We start from the raw sequence: 25,193 nt of genomic DNA, 5'->3' as shown, positions 1-25,193 counted from the left end.
ATGTCAGGTTTGAAACTACAGGCAGTAACCAAAAGCTGGGATGGCAAAACCCAGGTGATTCAGCCGCTGACGCTCGACGTGGCGGACGGGGAGTTTATCGTAATGGTCGGGCCTTCCGGCTGCGGCAAATCGACGCTGCTGCGGATGGTGGCCGGGCTTGAGCGGGTGACCAGCGGCGATATCTGGATTAATCGCCAGCGCGTCACCGAGATGGAGCCGAAGGATCGCGGCATCGCGATGGTGTTCCAGAACTACGCCCTCTACCCGCATATGAGCGTGGAAGAGAACATGGCCTGGGGGCTGAAAATTCGCGGGATGGGCAAAAGCCTGATTGACGAGCGGGTGCAGGAAGCGGCGCGCATTCTGGAGCTTGATGGCCTGCTCAAGCGCCGCCCGCGCGAGCTCTCCGGTGGCCAGCGCCAGCGCGTGGCGATGGGCCGCGCCATCGTTCGCGATCCGGCGGTATTCCTGTTTGATGAACCCCTGTCGAACCTTGACGCCAAGCTGCGCGTGCAGATGCGTCTGGAGCTCCAGCAGCTGCACCGTCGGCTGAAAACCACCTCGCTGTACGTTACCCACGACCAGGTTGAGGCGATGACCCTCGCCCAGCGGGTGATGGTGATGAATAAAGGCGTCGCCGAGCAGATTGGCACGCCGGTAGAGGTTTACGAAAAGCCGGCCAGCCGCTTTGTGGCGAGCTTTATCGGCAGCCCGGCGATGAACCTGCTGGACGGGCGCATCAGCGACGACGGCAGCCGTTTTGAACTGGAAGGCGGCCTGCGTCTGCCGATCAATAGCGAGCATCGTCGCCACGCCGGGCGTAAGATGACCCTCGGCATCCGTCCGGAACATTTTGCCGCAGGCCCCGAGACGGAAGGCGGCGTACCGCTGGTGATGGATACGCTGGAAATTTTAGGTGCCGATAACCTCGCCCACGGGCGCTGGGGCGCGCAGAAGCTGGTCGTCAGGCTGCCGCATCAGCAGCGTCCGGCGGCGGGCAGCACGCTGTGGCTGCATCTGCCGCAGGATCATCTGCACCTCTTTGATGGTGAAACAGGACAACGCGCATGAGTTACTGGCCTTACCCCCATATCGTCGCCCATCGCGGCGGCGGAAAGCTGGCGCCGGAGAATACCCTCGCCGCTATTGATACCGGCGCTCGCTTTGGTCATACCATGATCGAGTTTGACGCCAAGCTGTCGAAGGATGGACAGATCTTTTTGCTGCATGACGATAATCTCGAGCGCACCAGCAACGGCTGGGGCGTGGCGGGCGAGCTGGCGTGGCATGAGCTGCTGAACGTTGATGCGGGAAGCTGGTACGGCCGCGAATTTAAAGGCGAGCCGCTGCCGCTGCTCTCCGCCGTGGCGGAGCGCTGCCGGCAGCTGAACATGATGGCCAATATCGAAATTAAGCCAACCACCGGCACCGGCCCGTTGACCGGCAAGGTGGTGGCCTTAGCGGCCCGCGAGCTGTGGCACGGCATGACCGCGCCGCTGCTGTCATCGTTTGAAATTGACGCCCTGGAAGCGGCGCAGCAGGCGGCGCCCGAGCTGCCCCGCGGGCTGCTACTGGACGAGTGGCGTGAGGACTGGCGCGAGCTGACCGCCCGGCTGGGCTGCGTGTCGATTCACCTGAACCATAAGCTGCTTGATGAGGCGCGGGTGGCGAGCCTGAAGGCCGCAGGTCTGCATATTCTGGTGTATACCGTCAATAAACCCCAGCGTGCCGCCGAGCTGCTGCGCTGGGGCGTCGACAGCATCTGTACCGATGCGATAGACGTCATCGGCCCCAACTTCCAGCCCTAATCTGCCGACGGGCGGCCTTTACGGGGTCGTCTGTCGCGGCAACATGCCACCGTTACTATTCGGCAGCACCTGCTGCTGCGAATTCACATTCCCGCTCTGCAATACGCGCTGCTGGTTGTTGTTCAGCTGCGTTTGAAGATGCTGCTGCTGAGCGCGCGTCTGGTTCTGCATATCCTGCTTCAGCATGTTCTGGTGCTGCTGCTGCTGGACCTGCATCTGGTTTTGCATCCGCTGCTGGCTGGGGACGACGTACCCCGGCTGGTTGGGATTATTGGTGGTATTAAGCGGCTGTGCGAGGGTGGTCAACGGCATCAGCGCTGCCAGAAATAGTATTGCCTTCATTGTTCTCTCCTCCCGTGCGTGGGATCGCTTAAGTGTACCTCCTTTTCGGCATAACAATGATTTTTTAGGACTTATAAACCAGGCTTATGCAGGGACAAAAACAGATTCAGGAGTATGGCAATGATAACAACACTATTCTGGCGTCAGGCGGTCATCGCTTTGCTGCTGGCGGGCGGGAGCTTTACCGTCGCCGCCAGCCCCGCCCCGCCTCCCGTATCCTACGGGGTTGAAGAGGATGTCTTTCACCCGGTTCGCGCCCAGCAGGGGATGGTGGCGTCGGTTGATGCCCTGGCCACCCGCGTCGGCGTGGATATTTTGCGCCAGGGTGGAAACGCCATCGATGCGGCGGTGGCCGTGGGCTATGCGCTGGCGGTCACGCACCCGCAGGCGGGCAATATTGGCGGCGGCGGCTTTATGATGCTGCGCACCAAAGACGGTAAAACGACGGCCATTGATTTTCGCGAAATGGCGCCGGAGCAGGCAACCCGGGATATGTTCCTCGATGACCAGGGCAACCCGGACAGTAAAAAGTCTCTGACCTCGCATCTCGCCTCCGGCACGCCGGGCAGCGTGGCCGGCTTCTCGCTGGCGCTGGAAAAATATGGCACCATGCCGCTGAACAAGGTGATTCGTCCGGCCATCAAGCTGGCTGAAGAGGGCTTCACGGTCAACGATGCGCTGGCGGACGACCTGAAAACCTACGGCAGCGAGGTGATCCCGAATCACGCCAACAGCCGGGCTATCTTCTGGAAAAACGGTGAGCCGCTGAAAAAGGGCGACAAGCTGGTGCAAAAGCAGCTGGGAAAAAGCCTGGAGCTGATCGCCGAGCACGGCCCGGACGCGTTTTATAAAGGGGCGATTGCCGACCAGATCGCCGATGAGATGCAAAAAAACGGCGGGCTGATCACCAAAGCGGACCTGGCGAACTACCGGGCGGTGGAGCGCACGCCGATAAGCGGCGACTATCGCGGCTACCAGGTGTTCTCAATGCCGCCGCCTTCCTCCGGGGGGATCCACATCGTGCAGATCCTCAATATCCTCGAAAACTTCGATATGCATAAGTTCGGCTTCGGCAGCGCGGACGCCATGCAGGTGATGGCGGAAGCGGAGAAGCACGCCTATGCCGATCGTTCTGAGTACCTTGGCGATCCGGATTTCGTTAAGGTTCCGTGGCAGGCGCTCACCAGCAAGGCCTACGCCAAATCGATAGCCGAGCAGATCGATATCAACAAGGCGAAACCCTCCAGCCAGATCCGCCCGGGCAAGCTGGCGCCTTACGAGAGCAACCAGACTACCCACTTCTCGGTGGTGGATAAGGACGGCAACGCGGTGGCGGTGACCTACACGCTGAACACCACTTTTGGTACCGGCATTGTGGCGGGGAACTCCGGTATCTTAATGAACAATCAGATGGATGATTTCTCGGCGAAGCCCGGCGTGCCCAACGTTTACGGGCTGGTAGGCGGTGACGCCAACGCCGTCGGACCGAAAAAACGCCCGCTGTCGTCAATGTCGCCGACGATTGTGGTCAAGGACGGTAAAACCTGGCTGGTTACCGGCAGCCCGGGCGGCAGCCGGATTATCACGACCGTGCTGCAAATGGTGGTGAACTCCATCGATTTTGGGATGAACGTAGCGGAAGCCACCAACGCGCCGCGCTTCCATCATCAGTGGCTGCCCGATGAGCTGCGGGTGGAGAAGGGCTTTAGCCCGGATACCCTGAAGCTGCTGACGGAAAGAGGGCAGAAGGTAGCGGTGAAAGAGGCGATGGGCAGCACGCAAAGTATTATGGTCGGCCCGGACGGCACGCTGTACGGCGCGTCTGACCCGCGTTCACCGGGGGATTTAACCGCCGGATACTAGGCTATTTCCAACCCTCTCCCCGAGCGGGAGAGGGTTGCGAAGGGCTACTCTTTCAGGCGGGCCATAAAGAGGGCATCGACGTATTCACCGTTGCGCAGCGCAAACTTACGCCCGGTTCCCTCAACGCTAAAGCCGTATTTGCGATAGACGGCAACGGCGGAGGCGTTATCAGCGAAGACCGTTAATTCAATGCGTTCGACGCGCAGCCAGTTATCACACAGGTTTATCATCTCGCGCATCAGGGCGCTGCCGACGCCGCGTCCGTGAAAGGGCGCCGCCACGCTCATCCCGAAGGTCGCGACGTGGCTGCGGCGCGGGCGGGATTCAACGCTCAGCATCAGGTGGCCGACGACCTGCTCATCAATGCTGGCGACCAGATGGTGGCCGTTGGGCCGGGGCTGTAGCCGCTCCTGCCACATTTCCATTGCCGGATGGGGAAGCTGTAGCGTGTCGTGATAGACCTCCGGGTGTGCAGTCAGCTGACGTAACGGTTCTGCATCGCGCGGTTCGGCGTGGCGTATCACTATCTCACTCATTCCTCTTCTCCTTAGCGCCTGCATATCAGGCTTAATCTGCTCGTTGAGTCCCTTTCAACATCCCTGACTTTAAAAAAGGCGTCAACGGCTAATTTTTGCAAAAAGAAGTAGACAAGTGCGAATGAGAATGATTATTATTGTCCTGCATTCAGGGAGACCCTTGCGGAAAGCCTGAAAGCACGACATTGCTCACATTGCTTCCAGTATTACTTTAGCCAGCCAGGTGCTGGCTTTTTTTTTGCTTTTTTTTGCCGGTCATTTTCCGCCATCGTCAGTGGGTTAAGGGTTAAGTTCGTCGCCGGGGGGCGCTATGGTTAGCAGCAGAAACCTCAACTAAGGACTGCGTTATGACTCTGCACTGCGCGTTTATTGGATTCGGCAAAAGCACCACCCGCTACCATCTTCCTTACGTCCTGCACCGCAAAGACCGCTGGCACGTGGCGCATATCTACCGCCGCAGCGCGAAGCCGGAAGAGCAGGCCCCGCAGTACTCGCATATCCACTTCACCAGCGATCTCGATGAAGTACTTAACGATCCTCAGGTCAGGCTGGTGATTGTCTGCACCCACGCCGACAGCCACTTTGACTACGCGAAGCGCGCGCTGGAAGCGGGCAAGAACGTGCTGGTGGAAAAACCCTTCACCCCGACGCTGGCGGAAGCGAAAGCGCTGTTTGCGCTGGCAAAAAGCAAGGGGCTGACGGTAACGCCGTACCAGAACCGCCGCTTTGACTCCTGCTTCCTGACCGCTAAGAAGGCGATTGAAAGCGGTAAGCTGGGCGAGATCGTTGAAATTGAAAGCCACTTCGACCTCTATCGCCCGACGGCGGAAACGCAGCCCGGACTGGCGCAGGATGGCGCTTTTTACGGCCTCGGCGTGCATACGCTGGATCAGATAATCTCCCTGTTCGGCCGCCCGGATCGCGTGGCGTACGACATCCGCAGCCTGCGTAATAAGGCCAACCCGGATGATACCTTTGAAGCCCAGCTGTTCTACGGCGACCTGAAGGCGATTGTTAAAACCAGCTATCTGGTGAAGCTGGCGTATCCGAAATTTATCGTTCACGGTCATAAAGGGTCGTTTATCAAATACGGCATCGACCAGCAGGAAACCAGCCTGAAGGCGAATATCATGCCGGGCGAGCCGGGCTTTGCGGCAGATGAGAGCATCGGCCTGCTGGAGTACGTGGATGATAGCGGCGCGAGCGTGCGGGAAGAGCTGCGGGTGGAGCCCGGCGACTACGGGCGGGTGTATGATTCGCTCTACGAGACCCTGGTGAACGGGGCGGAGAATTACGTCAAGGAATCTGACGTTCTCACCAATATGGAGATCCTCGAACGCGGCTTCAGACAGCCATCTCCAGCCACGATAACCTTCGATAAATAAGCTTCCTGAGCTCCTCTGCTCTTATTCATATTTTTTGAACAGAGGAGTCAATTTTCACCCTCTATGATCGTTAGCGGAATGGGTCCACACTTATTCCATCGAAAACATACGGGGGTGCAACATGATCTACTTACGCAAAGCTAACGAACGCGGTCACGCTAATCATGGCTGGCTCGATTCCTGGCATACTTTCTCTTTCGCCAACTATTACGACGCCAATTTTATGGGCTTTTCCGCTCTGCGCGTGATTAACGATGACGTGATTGACGCCGGCCAGGGCTTCGGGACCCACCCGCATAAAGATATGGAAATTCTGACCTACGTGCTGGAAGGGGTGGTTGAACACCAGGACAGCATGGGTAACAAAGAGCAGGTTCCTGCGGGGGAATTCCAGATCATGAGCGCCGGTACCGGGGTGCGCCACTCTGAATACAACCCGAGCAGCACCGAACGTCTGCACCTGTATCAAATCTGGATTATGCCGGAAGAGAACGGCATCGCTCCGCGCTATGAGCAGCGCCGGTTTGATGCGCTGCAGGGCAAACAGCTGGTGCTGTCGCCGGACGCTCGCGAAGGCTCGCTGAAAGTGCATCAGGATATGGAGCTGTACCGCTGGGCGCTGCTGAAAGACGAGCAGTCGGTCCATCAGATTGCCGCGGAACGTCGCGTGTGGATTCAGGTCGTCAAAGGTGAAGTGACCATCAACGGCACCAAAGCGACCACCAGCGATGGCCTGGCGATTTGGGATGAGCAGGCTATCTCGGTTCATGCCGATAGCGACAGCGAAATCCTGCTGTTCGATCTGCCGCCGGTCTAATACTCAGTCCTGCTTTTGTCGCTCACCCGGTCGCCAGCGCGGCCGGGGATTTTTGGCGCAGCGGCCGCAGCGCCGCTCGCATGATTGCGGCCATTAACGCTAAATAAAGTCGTTAGCGCGCGTTTCTCCGGGAAGGTTGCGCTTTGTCCGTGATAAACTGAGAGAATCTCTCCCATTTATTACAGTCAGGACGATGAAAAAGAAAAGACCCGTACTTCAGGATGTAGCCGATCTTGTCGGCGTGACCAAAATGACGGTCAGTCGCTTTTTACGTAACCCGGAACAGGTTTCCGAGGCTCTGCGTGGCAAGATTGCCGTTGCTCTCGATGAACTGGGTTATATCCCCAATCGTGCCCCTGATATTCTCTCCAACGCGACCAGCCGCGCCATCGGCGTGCTCCTGCCCTCGTTAACCAACCAGGTCTTTTCTGAAGTGCTGCGCGGTATTGAAAGCGTCACCGATGCTTTTGGCTATCAGACCATGCTGGCGCACTACGGCTATAAGCCTGAAATGGAAGAAAAACGCCTGGAATCGATGCTCTCGTGGAACATCGACGGCCTGATCCTCACCGAACGTACCCACACGCCGCGGACGCTGAAAATGATCGAAGTCGCCGGGATCCCGGTGGTCGAGCTGATGGACAGCCGATCGCCGTGCCTCGATATCGCCGTCGGTTTTGATAACTTCGACGCCGCACGCCAGATGACCGCCGCCATTATTGCCCGCGGCCATCGCCACGTGGCCTATCTTGGCGCACGTCTTGATGAACGTACTATCATCAAGCAGAAGGGGTACGAGCAGGCGATGCACGACGCGGGCATGACGCCGTACAGCGTGATGGTTGAACAATCTTCTTCCTACTCGTCAGGGATTGAGCTGATGCGCCAGGCGCGTCGCGAATATCCGCAGCTTGACGGGATCTTCTGCACCAACGATGACCTCGCGGTCGGCGCGGCCTTTGAGTGCCAGCGTCTGGGATTACGCATTCCGGATGATATGGCGATTGCCGGCTTCCACGGCCACGATATTGGCCAGGTTATGGAGCCGCGTCTTGCCAGCGTGCTGACGCCGCGTGAGCGGATGGGGCGCATCGGCGCCGAGCGCCTGCTGGCGCGTATTCGTGGTGAGACGGTTACCCCTAAGATGTTAGATTTAGGTTTCACATTGTCACCGGGTGGATCAATTTAAACTGACAAGTTTGAAGTAGATCACACATATTCACTTCTGGCACGAATGGTGATTGCTTCTCCCTAAATCCGGCATGACAATGTTACCGATAACAGTTACCCGTAACAATTAACCTGTGCGCGCGCCCGTTCACCCCCGAATCCAAACGGCCTGAAGGACGACGCGTATGTGTCCAGTGGGAGGAAGCTTTGAGCACGACTAACCATGATCACCACGTCTATGTCCTGATGGGCGTTTCCGGCAGTGGAAAATCCGCCGTCGCCAGCGAAGTGGCGCATCAGATGCATGCCGCGTTTCTCGACGGCGACTTTCTGCATCCGCGTAGCAATATCAACAAGATGGCTTCCGGCGAGCCGCTGAATGATGACGACCGCACGCCGTGGCTTCAGGCGCTGAACGACGCCGCCTTCGCCATGCAGCGGACCAATAAAGTGTCGCTTATCGTCTGCTCGGCGCTGAAAAAAAGCTATCGCGACATTCTGCGCAAAGGCAACCCGAACCTCTCCTTCGTCTACCTGAAAGGTGATTTCGACCTGATCGAAAGCCGCCTGAAGGCGCGCAAGGGCCACTTCTTCAAAACCCAGATGCTGGTAACGCAGTTTGAAACTCTGCAGGAGCCCGGCGCGGACGAAGGCGATGTGTTAATCGTCGATATTGATCAATCGCTGGAAGGCGTGGTCGCGAGCACCATTGAGGTGATCAACAAAGGCAGTAACTAGTGAGTACATTAACGCTTGTTTTAACAGCAGTCGGCTCCGTTTTGCTGCTGCTGTTTTTAGTCATGAAGGCGCGTATGCATGCCTTCGTGGCCTTGATGGTGGTTTCTATTGGTGCAGGTCTCTTTTCCGGGATGCCGCTGGATAAAATTGCGGCAACCATGGAAAAAGGGATGGGGGGGACGCTCGGCTTTCTGGCGATCGTCGTGGCGCTGGGGGCGATGTTCGGTAAGATCCTTCATGAAACCGGCGCCGTCGACCAGATAGCCGTTAAGATGCTGAAATCTTTCGGCCACAGTCGGGCGCATTACGCCATTGGCCTGGCCGGCCTTATCTGCGCGCTGCCGCTGTTTTTCGAAGTGGCCATCGTGCTGCTGATTAGCGTCGCCTTCTCGATGGCGCGCCATACCGGCACCAACCTGGTGAAGCTGGTCATTCCGCTGTTTGCCGGCGTAGCCGCCGCTGCGGCATTTCTGCTGCCGGGGCCCGCGCCTATGCTGCTGGCGTCGCAAATGCACGCCGATTTTGGCTGGATGATCCTGATTGGCCTCTGCGCCGCGATCCCGGGGATGCTTATCGCCGGGCCGCTGTGGGGCAACTTTATCAGCCGCTATGTCGAACTGCATATTCCTGACGACATCAGCGAGCCGAGCCTCGGTGAAGGCAAGATGCCGTCGTTCGCCTTTAGCCTGTCGCTGATCCTGCTGCCGCTGGTGCTGGTGGGGCTGAAAACGGTCGCCGCGCGCTTTGTCCCGGTTGGCTCGGGCACCTATGAATGGTTCGAATTTATCGGCCATCCGTTCACCGCGATTCTGGTGGCGTGCCTGGTGGCGATTTATGGCCTGGCGGTACGTCAGGGGATGGCGAAAGATCGGGTGATGGAGATCTGCGGCCACGCGCTGCAGCCGGCGGGGATTATCCTGCTGGTCATCGGTGCCGGCGGCGTCTTTAAGCAGGTGCTGGTGGATTCCGGCGTCGGCCCGGCGCTCGGTGAAGCGCTGACCGGTATGGGTCTGCCGATTGCGATTACCTGCTTCGTGCTGGCGGCCGCGGTGCGCATTATCCAGGGCTCTGCGACGGTCGCCTGCTTAACGGCGGTTGGTCTGGTGATGCCGGTTATCGAGCAGCTGAACTACAGCGGTGCGCAAATGGCGGCCCTGTCGATTTGTATCGCCGGCGGTTCAATCGTCGTGAGCCACGTCAACGACGCGGGCTTCTGGCTGTTCGGTAAGTTTACCGGCGCAACGGAAGCCCAGACGCTGAAGACCTGGACCATGATGGAAACCATTCTCGGCACCACCGGCGCCATCGTCGGTATGATTGCGTTTTCGCTGCTCAGCTAAACGTTAAATAAGAGAGCCCGGCGCAGCGCTGCCGGGCTCTTTTCGCCTGACGGCAGACGCCGTTTTTATCCTCGCTTCCTGCCCGCATCCATGCCCCCTTTTTCGCCTGACTCCGCGCCATAATGAGCGCTACGACAAAAGCCTGACGCCTCAGCAGCCCAGGCACCGCAAGGGTTTGTCGGGTTTCGCCGCGCTGCCGCTAGCGACCCATTTTCCGCGTAAATCCATAATCCAGATCAATAAAAACGCGGCGGAAATTATTCCCTTTTCGCCACGCTTTCCCCGATAATCTTTAAGGTTTTCCTGAATGCCGATGGCTGCGGATGCTGCATAAGATAAGTTGCTTTACTGATTGCCGGGCAATCATTGATTAATTTCACTTGCGACTTTAGCTGCATTTTGTAATGTGAGGGATGATCCAGTAGGAAACTGGCTTGGCACAAACAGCACACATCTTCCCGGGAAATACGTTATGAAAAATGTTGGTTTTATCGGCTGGCGCGGAATGGTCGGCTCTGTACTCATGCAACGCATGGTTGAAGAGCGCGATTTCGACGCCATTCGCCCTGTTTTTTTCTCCACCTCCCAGCTGGGGCAACCAGCTCCATCATTCGGTGGCAGCACCGGCGGTACGCTTCAGGATGCATTTGACCTGGAAGCACTGAAGGCGCTGGATATTATCGTGACATGCCAGGGCGGCGATTATACCAACGACGTATATCCGAAGCTGCGTGAAAGCGGCTGGCAGGGTTACTGGATTGACGCGGCGTCTTCGCTGCGCATGAAGGACGACGCCATCATTATTCTTGACCCGGTTAACCAGGACGTGATTACCGCCGGTCTGAATAATGGCGTCAAGACCTTCGTTGGCGGCAACTGTACCGTCAGCCTGATGCTGATGTCCCTCGGCGGCCTGTTTGCACAGGATTTAGTCGAGTGGGTCAGCGTCGCGACTTACCAGGCGGCCTCCGGCGGCGGCGCGCGCCACATGCGTGAACTGCTGACCCAGATGGGCCAGCTGCACGGCCACGTTGCGACGGAGCTGGCCAATCCGGCTTCCGCTATTCTGGAGATTGAGCGCAAGGTCACTTCGCTCACCCGCAGCGGCGATCTGGCGGTAGATAACTTTGGCGTACCGCTGGCCGGTAGCCTGATCCCGTGGATCGACAAGCAGCTGGATAACGGCCAGAGCCGCGAAGAGTGGAAGGGCCAGGCGGAGACCAATAAAATCCTCGCCACCTCAGCGGCCATTCCGGTTGACGGCCTGTGCGTGCGCGTTGGCGCGCTGCGCTGCCACAGCCAGGCGTTCACCATCAAGCTGAAAAAAGACGTTTCTATCCCGACCGTTGAGGAGCTGCTGGCGGCGCACAACTCGTGGGCGAAAGTGGTACCTAACGATCGTGATATTACCATGCGCGAGCTGACTCCGGCTGCCGTCACCGGCACCCTGACGACGCCGGTTGGTCGCCTGCGTAAGCTGAATATGGGGCCGGAGTATCTCTCGGCCTTCACCGTCGGCGACCAGCTGCTATGGGGCGCAGCCGAGCCGCTGCGCCGGATGCTGCGGCAGCTGGCGTAATCACAGGATGAATAAAAAGGGGGTGTCTGACACCCCCTTTTTTTGCGTAATACAAGGAGTAAACGCGGATGTTTGATTTTTCTCAACGGGGGTAAGAAAGCCTTGGCTATGCTTTAGTAAGGAACGACGTTTCCTTACCTGAAGGTGGGACGGAGCAGAAGGATGCACAGTGTGCTGCACCGTTCAGGTCAAAAAAAGTCGCCAGATACAGGAAAGGGCGGCACTTACAACAGGATGAAACCATGTCTAATCATATTGATAGAGACGTGATTAACGCGCTAATTGCCGGTCATTTTGCGGACCCTTTTTCCGTGCTGGGCATGCACGCCACCGATGCCGGGCTGGAAGTACGCGCGTTGTTACCCGATGCCACCGACGTGTGGGTCATTGAACCGAAAACCGGACGCAAAGTCGGCAGGCTCGAATGCCTCGACTCGCGCGGTTTCTTTAGCGGCGTTCTGCCGCGTCGAAAAAATGCTTTTCGCTATCAGCTGGCCGTTACCTGGCACGGTCAGCTCAATCTGATTGATGACCCTTACCGCTTTGGCCCGCTGCTGCAGGATCTGGACGTCTGGCTGCTCTCCGAAGGCACCCACCTGCGGCCGTACGAAACCCTCGGCGCCCACGCCGATACGATGGACGGCATTACCGGCACGCGCTTCTCGGTGTGGGCGCCGAACGCCCGCCGGGTTTCCGTGGTCGGCCAGTTCAACTACTGGGACGGCCGCCGCCACCCGATGCGCCTGCGCAAAGAGTCGGGGATTTGGGAGCTGTTTGTCCCCGGGGCGCAGAACGGCCAGCTGTATAAATTTGAGATGATCGACGCGCACGGCCACCTGCGGGTGAAGTCCGACCCTTACGCCTTTGAGGCGCAGATGCGCCCGGACACCGCCTCGCTGATCTGCGGCCTGCCGGAAAAAATTACCCAGCCGCCGGCGCGCAGGCAGGCGAACCAGTTCGATGCGCCGATTTCGATTTATGAGGTTCACCTGGGCTCCTGGCGTCGCCACACCGATAACAACTTCTGGCTGAGCTATCGCGAGCTGGCGGACCAGCTGGTGCCCTATGCCAAATGGATGGGCTTTACCCATCTGGAGCTGCTGCCGGTGAACGAGCACCCGTTTGACGGCAGCTGGGGCTATCAGCCCACCGGGCTGTACGCGCCGACCCGACGCTTTGGCACCCGCGAAGACTTCCGCTACTTCATTCACGCCGCGCACGCCGCGGGCCTCAACGTGATCCTCGACTGGGTGCCGGGGCATTTTCCCTCGGATGATTTTGCTCTCGCGGCGTTTGACGGGACCTCGCTGTACGAACACAGCGACCCGCGCGAAGGCTATCACCAGGACTGGAATACCCTGATCTACAACTACGGCCGCCGGGAGGTCAGCAACTTCCTCGTGGGCAACGCGCTGTACTGGATTGAGCGCTTCGGCATTGACGCCCTGCGCGTCGATGCGGTGGCCTCGATGATCTACCGCGACTACAGCCGTAAAGAGGGCGAGTGGGTGCCGAATGAGTACGGCGGGCGGGAAAACCTGGAAGCGATTGAGTTCCTGCGTAATACCAACCGCGTGCTCGGCGAGCAGACCCCCGGCGCGGTCACCATGGCGGAAGAGTCCACCGACTTTGCCGGCGTGTCGCGTCCCGCCTCGACGGGCGGGCTCGGCTTCTGGTTCAAATGGAACCTCGGCTGGATGCACGACACCCTCGACTACATGAAGCTCGATCCGGTTCACCGCCGTCATCACCACGACAAGATGACCTTCGGCATGCTCTACAACTACACCGAGAACTTCGTTCTGCCGCTCTCCCACGACGAAGTGGTCCACGGCAAAAAGTCGATCCTCGACCGCATGCCCGGCGATGCGTGGCAGAAGTTTGCCAACCTGCGCGCCTACTACGGCTGGCTGTTTGCCTTCCCCGGTAAAAAGCTGCTGTTTATGGGCAACGAGTTTGCCCAGGGGCGGGAGTGGAACCACGACGCCAGCCTCGACTGGCATCTGCTGGAAGGCGGCGACAACTGGCACCACGGCGTCCAGCGTCTGGTTCGCGACCTGAACCATACCTATCGTCGTCACAGGGCGCTGCACGAGCTTGATTTTGACCGCTACGGCTTCGAATGGCTGGTCGTGGACGACCACGAGCGCTCGGTGTTTGTCTTCGTCCGTCGCGATAAGGCGGGGAATGAGATCATCGTTGCCAGCAACTTCACGCCGGTGCCGCGCCACGGCTATCGCTTCGGGATTAACCAGCCTGGGCGCTGGCGGGAGGAGCTGAATACCGACTCGATGCACTACCACGGCAGCAATACCGGCAACGGCGGGGTAGTGGCAAGCGAGGCGATCGCCAGCCACGGCCGCGAGCATTCGCTGTCGATTACCCTGCCGCCGCTGGCAACCGTCTGGCTGGTACGGGAGGCGGAATGACGACGCTCTCGCCAGGAAAGCCCGCTCCGCTGGGCGCCAGCTATGACGGAAAGGGGGTGAACTTCACCCTCTTTTCCGCCCATGCCGAGCGGGTAGAGCTATGCCTGTTCGATGAGCAGGGGAACGAACGACGTGTTGATCTTCCCGCGCGCAGCGGCGACGTCTGGCACGGCTGGCTGGCCGGCGTTGGCCCTGGTTTGCGCTACGGCTATCGCGTCCACGGCCCGTGGGAACCCGAGCAGGGGCATCGCTTTAACCCGGCGAAGCTGCTGCTCGATCCCTGCTGCCACCGGGTGGATGGCGCGCTGCCTGACGATGAGCGTCTTCACGGCGGCGACCGGCAGCCCGATAACCGCGATAGCGCGGCAATCGCGCCGAAGTCGCGGGTCGTTGACCTGCATTACGACTGGCTGGGCGACAAGCCGCCGCGCACGCCCTGGGGTCAGACGGTCATTTATGAAGCCCACGTCAAAGGGCTGACGTACCTGCATCCCGGGCTGCCTGAGGAGATTCGCGGCACCTACCGGGCGCTGGGTCATCCGGTGATGATCGACTATTTCAACACGCTGGGTATTACCGCGCTGGAGCTGATGCCGGTAGCGCAGTTTGCCAGCGAACCGCGCCTGCAGCGGATGGGGTTGAGCAACTACTGGGGCTACAACCCGCTGGCGATTTTCGCCCTCGACCCGCGCTATGCCAGCGAGCCCGAGCGCGCGCTCGACGAATTTCGCGACGCGGTGAAGGCGCTTCACGCCGCGGGCATCGAGGTGATCCTCGACGTGGTGCTGAACCACAGCGCTGAAATCGATCTTGAAGGGCCGACCTTCTCCCTGCGCGGAATCGATAACCGTAGCTATTATTGGATAAGAGAAGACGGCGACTATCACAACTGGACCGGCTGCGGGAACACCATCAACCTCAGCCATCCTGGGGTCGTGGAGTACGCCCGCCGGTGCCTGCGTTTCTGGGTGGATGAGTGTCACGTTGACGGCTTCCGCTTCGATCTGGCCTCGGTTATGGGACGGACGCCGGAATTTCGTCAGGATGCGCCGCTGTTCGAGGCGATCCGCCGCGATCCGCAGCTGGCAGAGGTGAAGCTGATTGCTGAGCCCTGGGATATCGGCGCTGGCGGCTATCAGGTGGGCAATTTCCCGCCGCTGTTTGCCGAGTGGAACGATCATTTCCGCGATGTTTCGCGCCGTTTCTGGCTGCAGCAAAACGCCTCGTTGGGGGAGTTCGCCCAGCGCTTTGCCGCATCCAGCGATCTCTTCCAGCGCAGCGGGCGGCAGCCTGCGGCGGCGGTGAATCTGATTACCGCCCATGATGGCTTCACCCTGCGTGACTGCGTCTGTTTCAATCAGAAACATAATGAGGCGAACGGTGAAGAGAATCGCGATGGGACTAACAATAACTACAGCAGCAATCATGGTATAGAGGGCTTAGAGGCTACGCTCGACGTGATTGAAAGGCGGCGGGACAGCGTTCACGCCCTGCTGGTGACGCTCCTGCTGTCGCAGGGAACGCCGATGCTGCTGGCGGGTGATGAACACGGCCATAGCCAGCATGGCAACAATAACGCGTACTGTCAGGATAACGCGCTGACCTGGCTCGACTGGGACAAGGCGAACCGCGGGCTGACCGCGTTCACCGCGGCGCTTATTCATCTACGCCGCCGTATCCCCGCCTTAACCGGCAACCGCTGGTGGCAGGAGGGAGACGGCAGCGTTCGCTGGCTAAATCAACACGCTCAGCCGCTGAGCGCTGATGAGTGGCAGCACGGCGTGATGCGTTTGCAGATCCAGCTATCCGAACGCTGGCTGATAACGCTGAACGCCACCCCAGAAGTCACAAATATGGAATTACCAGCGGGGGAATGGCACGCCGTTCTTCCGTTCGCCGGAGAGAACAATCCGGTCATCATGGATGTCTGGCATGGGCCCGCGCACGGAGTGTGCGTATTTCAAAGGTCGTAAGCCCTGAGGCTTCCGGTAAGTTTCGCGGCGGCAACGCGGCGGGAAGGGCAGGAAGGCTGGGATGTAAAAAGGAGTTAATCATGGTTAGGCTAGAAAAGAACGATCCGTTGATGCTGGCGCGTCAGCTGCCCATCAAAACCGTTGCGTTGATTCTCGCGGGTGGTCGCGGTACCCGACTGAAAGATTTAACGATTAAGCGCGCAAAACCGGCCGTCCATTTTGGCGGTAAGTTTCGCATTATCGATTTCGCATTATCTAACTGCATTAACTCAGGTATTCGCCGCATTGGCGTTATCACCCAGTATCAATCGCACACGCTGGTACAGCATATCCAGCGCGGCTGGTCGTTCTTTAGCGAAGAGATGAACGAGTTCGTCGATTTGCTTCCGGCACAGCAGCGCGTGCATGGTGAAAACTGGTATCGCGGCACCGCGGATGCGGTAACCCAGAACCTCGATATTATTCGCCGCTACAAGGCGGAGTACGTGGTGATCCTCGCCGGGGATCATATCTATAAGCAAGACTACTCGCGCATGCTTATCGATCACGTCGAAAAAGGGGCACGCTGCACCGTGGCCTGTATGCCGGTGCCCATCGAAGAGGCATCCGCTTTCGGCGTGATGGCGGTTGATGAGAGCGACAAGATCATTGAGTTTGTCGAAAAGCCTGCCGTGCCGCCCGCCATGCCGAGCGATGCCAGCAAATCGCTGGCCAGCATGGGTATCTATGTCTTTGATGCCGATTATCTTTATGAGCTGCTGGCGGAAGATGATAACGATGAAAACTCCAGCCACGACTTCGGCAAAGATATCATTCCGAAGATAACCGAAGCTGGCATGGCTTATGCACATCCTTTCCCACTCTCCTGCGTACAGTCGGATCCCGAGGCGGAACCCTACTGGCGCGACGTGGGGACGCTCGAGGCCTACTGGAAAGCCAACCTCGACCTGGCATCGGTGACGCCGGAGCTGGATATGTACGATCAGAACTGGCCGATTCGCACCCACATGGAATCGCTGCCGCCGGCTAAATTCGTTCAGGATCGCTCCGGTAGCCACGGTATGACGCTGAACTCGCTGGTCTCCGGCGGCTGCATTATCTCCGGTTCGGTGGTGGTGCAGTCGGTGCTGTTCCCGCGCGTGCGGGTGAACTCATTCTGTAACATTGATTCGGCAGTCTTATTGCCAGAAGTTTGGGTCGGACGCTCGTGCCGCCTGCGCCGCTGCGTGATCGACCGCGCCTGCGTGATTCCGGAAGGCATGGTGATTGGTGAACACGCGGAAGAAGATGCGCGTCGGTTCTACCGCTCAGAGGAAGGTATTGTGCTGGTCACCCGGGATATGCTGCGGAAGTTGGGGCACTCACAGGAGCGATAATGCAGGTCTTACACGTATGTTCAGAGATGTTCCCGCTGTTAAAAACCGGCGGTCTGGCGGATGTCATCGGCGCGCTGCCTGCGGCACAAATTGCAGAAGGTATCGATACGCGCGTGCTGCTGCCCGCGTTTCCTGATATTCGTCGCGGGATAACCGATGCGCAGGTGGTGACGCGCAGAGACACCTTTGCCGGCCGCATCACGCTGCTATTTGGCCATTTTAACGGCGTGGGCATCTATCTTATTGATGCACCACATCTTTACGATCGCCCGGGGAGCCCTTACCACGACACCAACCAGCATGCCTACACCGATAACGTGCTGCGCTTTGCGCTGCTTGGCTGGGTAGGCAGCGAAATGGCCTGTGGGCTGGATCCCTTCTGGCGCCCTGACGTTGTGCACGCCCACGACTGGCATGCGGGCCTGACGCCGGCCTATCTCGCGGCGCGGGGCCACCCGGCGAAATCGGTTTTCACGGTGCACAACCTGGCCTATCAGGGGATGTTCTACTCCTGGCATATGAATGAGATCGAGCTGCCCTGGTCGTTCTATAACATGCACGGCCTCGAGTTCAACGGCCAGCTCTCGTTCCTGAAAGCGGGCCTCTATTATGCCGACCATATTACGGCGGTCAGCCCAACCTACGCCCGTGAGATAACCGAACCGCAGTTCGCTTACGGCATGGAGGGGCTGCTGCGCCAGCGGCAGCACGAGGGGCGCCTGTCGGGCATCCTTAACGGCGTAGATTCAAACATCTGGAATCCACAAAACGATCTGCTGCTGGCCGCGCGATACGACCGCGATAGTCTCGAAGATAAAGCGGAGAACAAGCGCCAGCTGCAAATTGCGATGGGGCTGAAGGTGGACGACAAGGCGCCGCTGTTTGCCGTGGTCAGCCGCCTGACCAGCCAGAAGGGGCTGGACCTGGTGCTTGAAGCGCTGCCGGGCCTGCTGGAGCAGGGCGGGCAGCTGGCGCTGCTGGGCGCCGGCGATCCGGTGCTGCAGGAGGGCTTCCTGGCCGCGGCGGCCGAGCATCCGGGCAAAGTGGGCGTGCAGATTGGCTACCATGAGGCCTTCTCGCACCGCATTATGGGCGGCGCCGACGTCATCCTGGTTCCCAGCCGCTTTGAACCTTGCGGCCTGACGCAGCTGTATGGCCTCAAGTACGGCACGCTGCCGCTGGTACGGCGTACCGGCGGCCTGGCGGATACCGTCACCGACAGTTCCCTGGAAAACCTGGCCGATGGCCTGGCCAGCGGGTTTGTCTTTGAAGACAGCAATGCCTTGTCGCTACTGCGAGCAATTCGGCGCGCATTCGTTCTGTGGTCGCGCCCTTCGCTCTGGCGTTACGTGCAGCGTCAGGCGATGAATATGGATTTTAGCTGGCAGGTCGCAGCGAACTCTTATCGCGAACTTTATCAACGCTTGATGTAACCACAGGAGTCATTGCGATGAATGTACCCTTTAGCTACGCATCACCCACGCTGAGCGTTGAGGCACTGAAGCACTCTATCGCCTATAAGCTGATGTTCATCATCGGCAAGGATCCGGCGATCGCCAACAAGCATGAATGGCTTAACGCCACGCTGTTCGCCGTGCGTGACCGAATGGTGGAGCGCTGGCTGCGCTCTAACCGCGCCCAGCTTTCGCAGGAAGTTCGTCAGGTCTACTATCTGTCGATGGAGTTTTTGATTGGTCGCACTCTCTCTAACGCGCTGCTGTCGCTGGGCATCTATGAAGATGTGAACAACGCGCTGGAAGAGATGGGGCTCAACCTTGAAGAGCTGATCGACGAGGAGAATGACCCGGGGCTGGGCAACGGCGGGCTCGGGCGCCTGGCGGCCTGCTTCCTCGACTCTCTGGCGGCTCTCGGCCTGCCGGGTCGCGGCTACGGCATTCGCTATGACTACGGGATGTTTAAGCAGAATATCGTCGACGGTCGGCAAAAGGAGTCGCCGGACTACTGGCTGGAATACGGCAACCCGTGGGAGTTTGAGCGCCATAACACGCGCTACAAAGTGCGCTTTGGCGGCCGAATTCAGCAGGAGGGGAAAAACTCCCGCTGGGTGGAAACCGAAGAGATCCTCGCGGAAGCCTACGATCAGATTATCCCGGGCTTCGATACCGATGCCACCAATACCCTGCGGCTGTGGAGCGCTCAGGCCAGCAGCGAAATCAATCTCGGTAAATTCAACCAGGGCGACTACTTCGCGGCGGTAGAAGATAAAAACCACTCCGAAAACGTATCCCGCGTGCTCTATCCGGATGACTCCACCTATTCCGGGCGCGAGCTGCGCCTGCGCCAGGAATATTTCCTCGTCTCCGCGACGGTGCAGGATATCCTTAGCCGCCACTATCAGCTGCATAAAACCTACGCCAACCTGGCCGACAAAATTGCTATCCACCTCAACGACACCCATCCGGTGCTGTCGATCCCGGAGCTGATGCGTCTGCTGATTGACGAGCATAAGTTTAGCTGGGATGAGGCGTTCGAGGTGACCTGCCAGGTCTTCTCCTACACCAACCATACCCTGATGAGCGAAGCGCTGGAGACCTGGCCCGTTGATATGCTGGGTAAAATTCTGCCGCGCCATCTGCAGATTATCTTTGAGATTAACGACTACTTCCTCAAGACGCTGCAGGAGCAGTATCCCAACGATACCGCGCTGCTGAGCCGGACCTCGATTATCGATGAGTCCAACGGCCGCCGGGTGCGGATGGCCTGGCTGGCGGTGGTCATTAGCCATAAGGTGAACGGCGTTTCCGAGCTGCACTCGAGGCTGATGGTGGAGTCGCTGTTCGCCGAGTTTGCGCGGATTTTCCCGATGCGCTTCACCAACGTGACCAACGGCGTGACCCCGCGCCGCTGGCTGGCGCTGGCGAACCCGCCGCTGTCGAAGGTGTTGGATGACAATATCGGCCGCACCTGGCGCACCGATCTCAGCCAGCTCAAGGAGCTGGAGCAGCATATTGATTATCCGACGGTGAACCAGGCGGTGCGCCAGGCGAAGCTGGAGAACAAGCAGCGGCTGGCAAACTATATCGGCCAGCAGCTTAACGTGGTGGTGAACCCGAAGGCGCTGTTTGATGTGCAGATCAAGCGCATCCACGAGTACAAGCGGCAGCTGATGAACGTGCTGCACGTGATTGCGCGCTATAACCGCATCAAGGCCGATCCCGACGCCGAGTGGGTGCCGCGGGTCAATATCTTCGCCGGAAAAGCCGCTTCGGCCTACTACATGGCCAAGCACATTATTCATCTCATTAACGACGTGGCGGCGGTGGTCAACAACGATCCGCAGATCGGCGATAAGCTGAAGATCGTGTTTATCCCTAACTACAGCGTCAGCCTGGCCCAGCTGATTATTCCGGCGGCGGATCTCTCCGAGCAGATCTCGCTGGCGGGAACGGAAGCCTCCGGGACCAGTAACATGAAGTTTGCGCTCAACGGCGCGCTGACCATTGGTACCCTCGACGGGGCTAACGTTGAAATGCTGGAGCACGTGGGCGAGGAGAATATCTTCATCTTCGGCAATACCGCGGAGGAGGTTGAGGCGCTGCGGGCCAGCGGCTACAAACCGCGCGACTACTACGAGCAGGACCCGGAGCTGCACCAGACGCTGACCCAGATCGGTACCGGCCTGTTCAGCCCGTCGGAGCCGGGCCGCTATCGCGACCTGCTGGATTCGCTGATTAACTTTGGCGACCACTATCAGGTGCTGGCGGATTACCGCAGCTACGTCGATTGTCAGGATAAGGTGGACGAGCTCTACCGTCACCCGGAAGAGTGGGCCAACAAAGCGATGCTCAACATCGCCAATATGGGCTACTTCTCTTCTGACCGTACGATTCAGGAGTACGCCGACCATATCTGGCATATCGATCCGGTGCGGCTGTAACCACCGCGATACCACAAAAAACGGGGCCGTCAGGCCCCGTTTTTTTATCCTTCTTATCCTCTCAGGCCGCGCTTTTCGGCCAGCGAGAAACCCCGCCGGGGCGCCTACGAGGCCAGAGAGAGCTCAGACTTTCCCACGTGCTGCGCCAGCCATTCGCTAATGCGCGCCTGCTGCACGGGGCTGAGCCACATGCCCTGTTTGGTTCGACGCCAGATGGCGTCATCGAGGCTGCGAACCCACTCATGCTCCACGAGGTATTTCAGCTCGGCTTCATAGAACTCGTGGCCAAAATCTTCGCCCAGATCGGCAAGCGATGTTGCCTCGCCGAGCACCCACTCGCTGTTGCTGCCGTAGGTGCGGGCGTAGTGACGCGCCATTGATTCGCTGATAAACGCGAAGCGGCGGCGCAGTTTGGCGGCGTAATCGTCGCGATCGCCGTCGATCTCGCCCCCGGGCAGAACGGCGGTTTTGGTCCACGCCGGGCCGATACCTTTATAGTACGGGGTCAGCTTTTCCAGCGCGTGCTCTGCCAGCTTGCGATAGGTTGTAAGCTTGCCGCCAAAGACCGACAACAGCGGCGCCTGGCCGTTTTCGTCATGAATATCGAGCGTATAGTCGCGGGTAATCGCCTGCGGTGAATCAGATTCATCGTCGCACAGCGGGCGGACGCCGGAATAGGTCCAGACGATATCGTCGCGGGACAGCGTCTTTTTAAAGTGCGCGTTGTAGGCGTTGAGCAGGTAGCTAATCTCTTTCTCATCGATCGCCACCTTCTGCGGATCGCCGTTGTACTCCACGTCGGTGGTGCCGATTATCGAGAACTCGTCCATCCACGGGATCACGAACACAATTCGCTTGTCTTCGTTTTGCAGAATGTAGGCCTGCTTCTGGGTATGCACGCGCGGCACCACGATGTGGCTGCCCTTAATCAGGCGGATGCCGTAAGGGGAGCGCAGGTGCATCCCTTCATCAAAGAAGTGTTTGACCCACGGGCCGGTGGCGTTCACCAGGCCCCGCGCCTGCCAGGTAAACTTCTCGCCGCTGTCGATATCTTCCGCCTCAACAATCCACAGCCCGTTTTCACGCCGGGCGGAGACGGCACGGGTGCGGGTACGAACCTCGCCGCCCTTGCGCACCACCATCTGCGCGTTCGCCAGCACCAGCCGCGCATCGTCTACCCAGCAGTCGGAATATTCGAAACCGCGCACGATTTCAGGTTTAAGTACCGATTCTGCGCCAAATCGCAAGCCGGTTGAGCTGGGTAAGCTGGTGCGTTTTCCCAGGTGATCGTACATAAACAGACCAATACGGATCATCCACGCCGGGCGCAGATGCGGGCGGTGCGGCAGGCGGAAACGCATCGGGAACGCGAGGTGCGGCGCCATTTTTAGCAGCACTTCACGCTCGGCCAGCGCTTCGCTGACCAGGCGGAATTCGTAGTGTTCAAGGTAGCGCAGCCCGCCGTGAATTAGCTTTGAGCTGGCGCTGGAGGTGGCGCAGGCGAGATCGCGCGCTTCCAGCATCAGTACGGATAAACCACGCCCGGCGGCGTCTGCCGCGATACCGGCACCGTTGATGCCTCCGCCTATCACAATCAGATCTTTGGTTTCCACGTTCGCTACCTCTTGCACTTTCGTTTAAGCTCACAAATGTTCGATATCGCTCAATATAGCAAACAAACGCGCTATTGGTAACATCAAAAAAACATTTCAGAGTGATGCATGTAACATATTGGCGTTTATTTCCCGTCTGACGGTAAACTAGGCAGTAGAATCATGGCCGGCAATCAGCCCGCTATATCACCCCGCAATAAAGAGACAAGAGCACATGGATCACTTTGAATGTATCAACGTAGAAGAGGCGCATCAGAAGCTGCAGCAGGCCATGGCGGTACTGGTGGACATCCGCGACCCGCAAAGCTATGCGATGGGCCACACTCCGGGTGCGTTTCATCTGACCAACGATACGCTGGGCGCGTTTATGCGTGATAACGACTTTGAGACGGCGGTGATGGTGATGTGCTACCACGGCAATAGCAGTAAGGGCGCCGCGCAGTATCTGCTGCAGCAGGGCTATGACAAGGTCTACAGCGTGGACGGCGGATTTGATGCCTGGCATCGCCACTTCCCGGCGGAAGTGGCTCACGGGACGCTCTGACCCGTTATCGTATACGTTTTAGGGTTCAAACGGCCTCCGTGCCGGGCAGCGAGGCTCGTTCGCGGCTGCCGTCGCCACGCACCTTGAATGATTTTGCGTATATACTGTCCCCCTTTGTGTGGAATAAGCGATCCGCTGCATGTTAATGATTACCTCTTTTGCCAACCCGCGCGTGGCCCAGGCGTTTGTCGACTATATGGCGACCCAGGGCGTTATCCTGACTATTCAGCAGCACAGCCAGAGCGACGTCTGGCTGGCGGACGAGAGCCAGGCCGCGCGGGTTCAGGCCGAACTGACTCGCTTTCTCGAAAACCCCGCCGACCCGCGCTACCTCGCGGCAAGCTGGCAATCGGGGCAAACTAACAGCGGGCTGCACTACCAGCGCTTCCCCTTCTTCGCGACCCTGCGCCACAACGCCGGGCCCGTTACGTGGTCGATTCTGACGCTCTGCGTGCTGGTCTTTGTGCTGCAAAATGTCCTTGGCGACCAGCCGGTTATGCTGCTGCTGGCCTGGCCGTACGACCCCTCGCTGAAGTTTGAGGTCTGGCGCTACTTTAGCCATGCGCTGATGCACTTCTCGCTGATGCACATTCTGTTTAACCTGCTATGGTGGTGGTACCTCGGCGGTGCGGTTGAGAAACGGATTGGCAGCGGCAAGCTGGTGGTGATCGCCGTCATTAGCGCGTTGCTGAGCGGGTTTGTTCAACATCAGTTTAGCGGCCCCTGGTTTGGTGGCTTATCCGGCGTGGTGTATGCGCTGATGGGCTACGTCTGGCTGCGGGGAGAGCGCGATCCGCAGAGCGGCGTTTATTTACAGCGCGGCTTGATACTCTTCTCCTTAGTATGGTTAATTGCTGGATGGTTTGATGTTTTTGGCATGTCGATTGCGAACGGCGCGCACGTAGCCGGCCTGGTGACCGGACTGGCGATGGCGTTTGTAGATACTCAGCATGTGCGAAAACGAACATAGAGACTCCCCCGTCATCCATGATAAGCGAGTCAAATTTTCCCAGGGATATTGCATGAAACAAACACAACGTCATGACGCTATTATCGAGCTGGTAAAAAAACAGGGATATGTCAGTACGGAGGAGCTGGTTGAGCAGTTTGCCGTCAGCCCGCAGACCATTCGTCGTGACCTGAACGATCTCGCCGAACAAAAAATGATCCTGCGCCATCACGGCGGCGCCGCGCTACCGTCCAGCTCGGTTAACACCTCCTGGCACGACAGGAAGGCGACCCAGACCCAGGAAAAAGAGCGTATTGCCCGCAAGGTTGCCAGCCAGATCCCCGACGGGGCGACGCTGTTTATTGATATCGGCACGACGCCAGAAGCGGTGGCGCACGCGCTGCTGGAGCACAACGATCTGCGCATCGTCACCAACAACCTCAACGTTGCGAATACGCTAATGGTGAAGGACGACTTCCGCATTATTCTGGCGGGCGGCGAGCTGCGCAGCCGCGACGGCGGGATTATCGGCGAAGCGACGCTGGATTTTATCTCCCAGTTCCGCCTTGATTTTGGCATTCTCGGCATCAGCGGCGTCGATAGCGACGGCTCGCTGCTGGAGTTTGACTATCATGAGGTCCGCACCAAGCGCGCGATTATTGAAAACTCGCGCCACGTGATGCTGGTGGTGGACCATTCGAAATTCGGCCGTAACGCGATGGTGAATATGGGCAGCATCAGCATGGTTGATGCGGTTTATACTGACGTGATGCCGCCGGCGGGCGTACTGAAGGTTATTAAGGACAATAACCTGCAGCTGGAGCTGTGCTAAA

The 25,193-nt window shown here is 58.7% G+C and carries 20 protein-coding genes; 17 read left to right on the top strand and 3 right to left on the bottom strand.

The genetic code is table 11. The features are described 5' to 3' along the window. Both EDF75_RS15530 and ugpQ read left to right on the top strand, forming a co-directional pair. Entirely contained in the window at positions 1-1,071 is a 1,071-nt protein-coding gene (locus EDF75_RS15530) for a sn-glycerol-3-phosphate import ATP-binding protein UgpC (RefSeq protein WP_133600066.1), read from the top strand. Continuing rightward, positions 1,068-1,808 carry a glycerophosphodiester phosphodiesterase gene (ugpQ, locus tag EDF75_RS15525; RefSeq protein ID WP_133600065.1) on the top strand — a complete coding sequence of 247 codons (741 nt, stop codon included), beginning with the start codon at positions 1,068-1,070 and terminating at the stop codon, positions 1,806-1,808. Before EDF75_RS15530 ends, ugpQ begins: the two co-directional genes overlap by 4 nt. Before the next feature lie 18 nt (positions 1,809-1,826). Here ugpQ and EDF75_RS15520 read toward each other — a convergent pair whose 3' ends face one another. Further along, entirely contained in the window at positions 1,827-2,150 is a 324-nt protein-coding gene (locus EDF75_RS15520) for a DUF2756 family protein (RefSeq protein WP_133600064.1), read from the bottom strand. Positions 2,151-2,270: 120 nt separating this feature from the next. On the opposite strand from EDF75_RS15520, the gene ggt reads away from it, so the two are divergent. Beyond that, positions 2,271-4,013 (top strand): gamma-glutamyltransferase, encoded by a 1,743-nt coding sequence (ggt, locus tag EDF75_RS15515; RefSeq protein ID WP_133600063.1) that lies wholly within the window; start codon positions 2,271-2,273, stop codon positions 4,011-4,013. Between the two features lie 44 nt (positions 4,014-4,057). Here ggt and yhhY read toward each other — a convergent pair whose 3' ends face one another. Further along, positions 4,058-4,537 (bottom strand): N-acetyltransferase, encoded by a 480-nt coding sequence (yhhY, locus tag EDF75_RS15510; RefSeq protein ID WP_166646199.1) that lies wholly within the window; start codon positions 4,535-4,537, stop codon positions 4,058-4,060. Between the two features lie 359 nt (positions 4,538-4,896). Between yhhY and EDF75_RS15505 the strand changes: the two genes are divergently transcribed. The 11 genes from EDF75_RS15505 (at position 4,897) to glgP (ending at position 21,254) form a co-directional block, all read left to right on the top strand. Then, positions 4,897-5,934: an oxidoreductase gene (locus EDF75_RS15505; protein WP_133600061.1), complete on the top strand. Its 1,038-nt coding sequence runs from the start codon at positions 4,897-4,899 to the stop codon at positions 5,932-5,934. A gap of 121 nt (positions 5,935-6,055) precedes the next feature. Further along, positions 6,056-6,751, top strand: a complete 696-nt coding sequence (gene yhhW / locus EDF75_RS15500; protein ID WP_041143039.1) for a quercetin 2,3-dioxygenase — start codon at positions 6,056-6,058, stop codon at positions 6,749-6,751. 193 nt (positions 6,752-6,944) lie between these two features. Beyond that, on the top strand, positions 6,945-7,940 hold the full coding sequence (gene gntR, locus EDF75_RS15495) for a gluconate operon transcriptional repressor GntR (protein WP_041143038.1): 996 nt from the start codon (positions 6,945-6,947) through the stop codon (positions 7,938-7,940). A gap of 188 nt (positions 7,941-8,128) precedes the next feature. Further along, positions 8,129-8,659, top strand: a complete 531-nt coding sequence (gene gntK / locus EDF75_RS15490; protein ID WP_045854011.1) for a gluconokinase — start codon at positions 8,129-8,131, stop codon at positions 8,657-8,659. Then, positions 8,659-9,999 carry a gluconate transporter gene (gene gntU, locus EDF75_RS15485; RefSeq protein ID WP_133600060.1) on the top strand — a complete coding sequence of 447 codons (1,341 nt, stop codon included), beginning with the start codon at positions 8,659-8,661 and terminating at the stop codon, positions 9,997-9,999. Before gntK ends, gntU begins: the two co-directional genes overlap by 1 nt. Before the next feature lie 472 nt (positions 10,000-10,471). Continuing rightward, entirely contained in the window at positions 10,472-11,578 is a 1,107-nt protein-coding gene (gene asd / locus EDF75_RS15480; RefSeq protein ID WP_133600059.1) for an aspartate-semialdehyde dehydrogenase, read from the top strand. A gap of 242 nt (positions 11,579-11,820) precedes the next feature. After that, positions 11,821-14,007, top strand: a complete 2,187-nt coding sequence (gene glgB / locus EDF75_RS15475) for a 1,4-alpha-glucan branching enzyme (protein WP_133600058.1) — start codon at positions 11,821-11,823, stop codon at positions 14,005-14,007. After that, positions 14,004-15,980 carry a glycogen debranching protein GlgX gene (gene glgX / locus EDF75_RS15470; RefSeq protein WP_133600057.1) on the top strand — a complete coding sequence of 659 codons (1,977 nt, stop codon included), beginning with the start codon at positions 14,004-14,006 and terminating at the stop codon, positions 15,978-15,980. The genes glgB and glgX overlap by 4 nt, the downstream gene beginning before the upstream one ends. A gap of 80 nt (positions 15,981-16,060) precedes the next feature. Beyond that, complete coding sequence (gene glgC, locus EDF75_RS15465; protein WP_041143033.1) at positions 16,061-17,356, top strand: glucose-1-phosphate adenylyltransferase; 1,296 nt, start codon at positions 16,061-16,063, stop codon at positions 17,354-17,356. Then, the gene (glgA, locus tag EDF75_RS15460) at positions 17,356-18,789 is read left to right on the top strand and encodes a glycogen synthase GlgA (RefSeq protein WP_041143032.1); all 1,434 of its coding nucleotides are present in this window, start codon (positions 17,356-17,358) and stop codon (positions 18,787-18,789) included. Before glgC ends, glgA begins: the two co-directional genes overlap by 1 nt. A 17-nt stretch (positions 18,790-18,806) precedes the next feature. Continuing rightward, a complete protein-coding gene (gene glgP / locus EDF75_RS15455; protein WP_133600056.1) occupies positions 18,807-21,254 on the top strand; it encodes a glycogen phosphorylase in 2,448 nt (815 codons plus the stop codon). Between the two features lie 104 nt (positions 21,255-21,358). Here the strand turns inward: glgP and glpD are convergent, their stop codons facing one another. Continuing rightward, entirely contained in the window at positions 21,359-22,867 is a 1,509-nt protein-coding gene (glpD, locus tag EDF75_RS15450; RefSeq protein ID WP_133600055.1) for a glycerol-3-phosphate dehydrogenase, read from the bottom strand. 214 nt (positions 22,868-23,081) lie between these two features. On the opposite strand from glpD, the gene glpE reads away from it, so the two are divergent. The 3 genes from glpE to EDF75_RS15435 all read left to right on the top strand — a co-directional run bounded on the left by glpE (position 23,082) and on the right by EDF75_RS15435 (position 25,192). Next, the gene (gene glpE, locus EDF75_RS15445; RefSeq protein WP_041143029.1) at positions 23,082-23,411 is read left to right on the top strand and encodes a thiosulfate sulfurtransferase GlpE; all 330 of its coding nucleotides are present in this window, start codon (positions 23,082-23,084) and stop codon (positions 23,409-23,411) included. A gap of 139 nt (positions 23,412-23,550) precedes the next feature. Next, positions 23,551-24,381: a rhomboid family intramembrane serine protease GlpG gene (gene glpG / locus EDF75_RS15440; protein WP_133600054.1), complete on the top strand. Its 831-nt coding sequence runs from the start codon at positions 23,551-23,553 to the stop codon at positions 24,379-24,381. A 52-nt stretch (positions 24,382-24,433) separates the two neighbouring features. Then, positions 24,434-25,192 carry a DeoR/GlpR family transcriptional regulator gene (locus EDF75_RS15435; RefSeq protein WP_045854019.1) on the top strand — a complete coding sequence of 253 codons (759 nt, stop codon included), beginning with the start codon at positions 24,434-24,436 and terminating at the stop codon, positions 25,190-25,192. The last annotated feature ends 1 nt before the right edge of the window (position 25,193 follow it).

Source organism: Klebsiella sp. BIGb0149, assembly GCF_004362605.1.
In the GTDB taxonomy this organism is placed as follows: Bacteria; Pseudomonadota; Gammaproteobacteria; order Enterobacterales; family Enterobacteriaceae; genus Klebsiella; species Klebsiella terrigena.
The sequence above is the reverse complement of the archived record's forward strand: the minus strand, read 5'-3'. Positions and strand labels throughout refer to the sequence as shown.

Coding starts and splice junctions, on each gene's coding strand:
- EDF75_RS15530 (WP_133600066.1), top strand. CDS start 1: ATGTCAGGTTTGAAACTACAGGCAGTAACCAAAAGCTGGGATGGCAAA.
- ugpQ (WP_133600065.1), top strand. CDS start 1,068: ATGAGTTACTGGCCTTACCCCCATATCGTCGCCCATCGCGGCGGCGGA.
- EDF75_RS15520 (WP_133600064.1), bottom strand. CDS start 2,150: ATGAAGGCAATACTATTTCTGGCAGCGCTGATGCCGTTGACCACCCTC.
- ggt (WP_133600063.1), top strand. CDS start 2,271: ATGATAACAACACTATTCTGGCGTCAGGCGGTCATCGCTTTGCTGCTG.
- EDF75_RS15505 (WP_133600061.1), top strand. CDS start 4,897: ATGACTCTGCACTGCGCGTTTATTGGATTCGGCAAAAGCACCACCCGC.
- yhhW (WP_041143039.1), top strand. CDS start 6,056: ATGATCTACTTACGCAAAGCTAACGAACGCGGTCACGCTAATCATGGC.
- gntR (WP_041143038.1), top strand. CDS start 6,945: ATGAAAAAGAAAAGACCCGTACTTCAGGATGTAGCCGATCTTGTCGGC.
- asd (WP_133600059.1), top strand. CDS start 10,472: ATGAAAAATGTTGGTTTTATCGGCTGGCGCGGAATGGTCGGCTCTGTA.
- glgB (WP_133600058.1), top strand. CDS start 11,821: ATGTCTAATCATATTGATAGAGACGTGATTAACGCGCTAATTGCCGGT.
- glgX (WP_133600057.1), top strand. CDS start 14,004: ATGACGACGCTCTCGCCAGGAAAGCCCGCTCCGCTGGGCGCCAGCTAT.
- glgC (WP_041143033.1), top strand. CDS start 16,061: ATGGTTAGGCTAGAAAAGAACGATCCGTTGATGCTGGCGCGTCAGCTG.
- glgA (WP_041143032.1), top strand. CDS start 17,356: ATGCAGGTCTTACACGTATGTTCAGAGATGTTCCCGCTGTTAAAAACC.
- glgP (WP_133600056.1), top strand. CDS start 18,807: ATGAATGTACCCTTTAGCTACGCATCACCCACGCTGAGCGTTGAGGCA.
- glpE (WP_041143029.1), top strand. CDS start 23,082: ATGGATCACTTTGAATGTATCAACGTAGAAGAGGCGCATCAGAAGCTG.
- glpG (WP_133600054.1), top strand. CDS start 23,551: ATGTTAATGATTACCTCTTTTGCCAACCCGCGCGTGGCCCAGGCGTTT.
- EDF75_RS15435 (WP_045854019.1), top strand. CDS start 24,434: ATGAAACAAACACAACGTCATGACGCTATTATCGAGCTGGTAAAAAAA.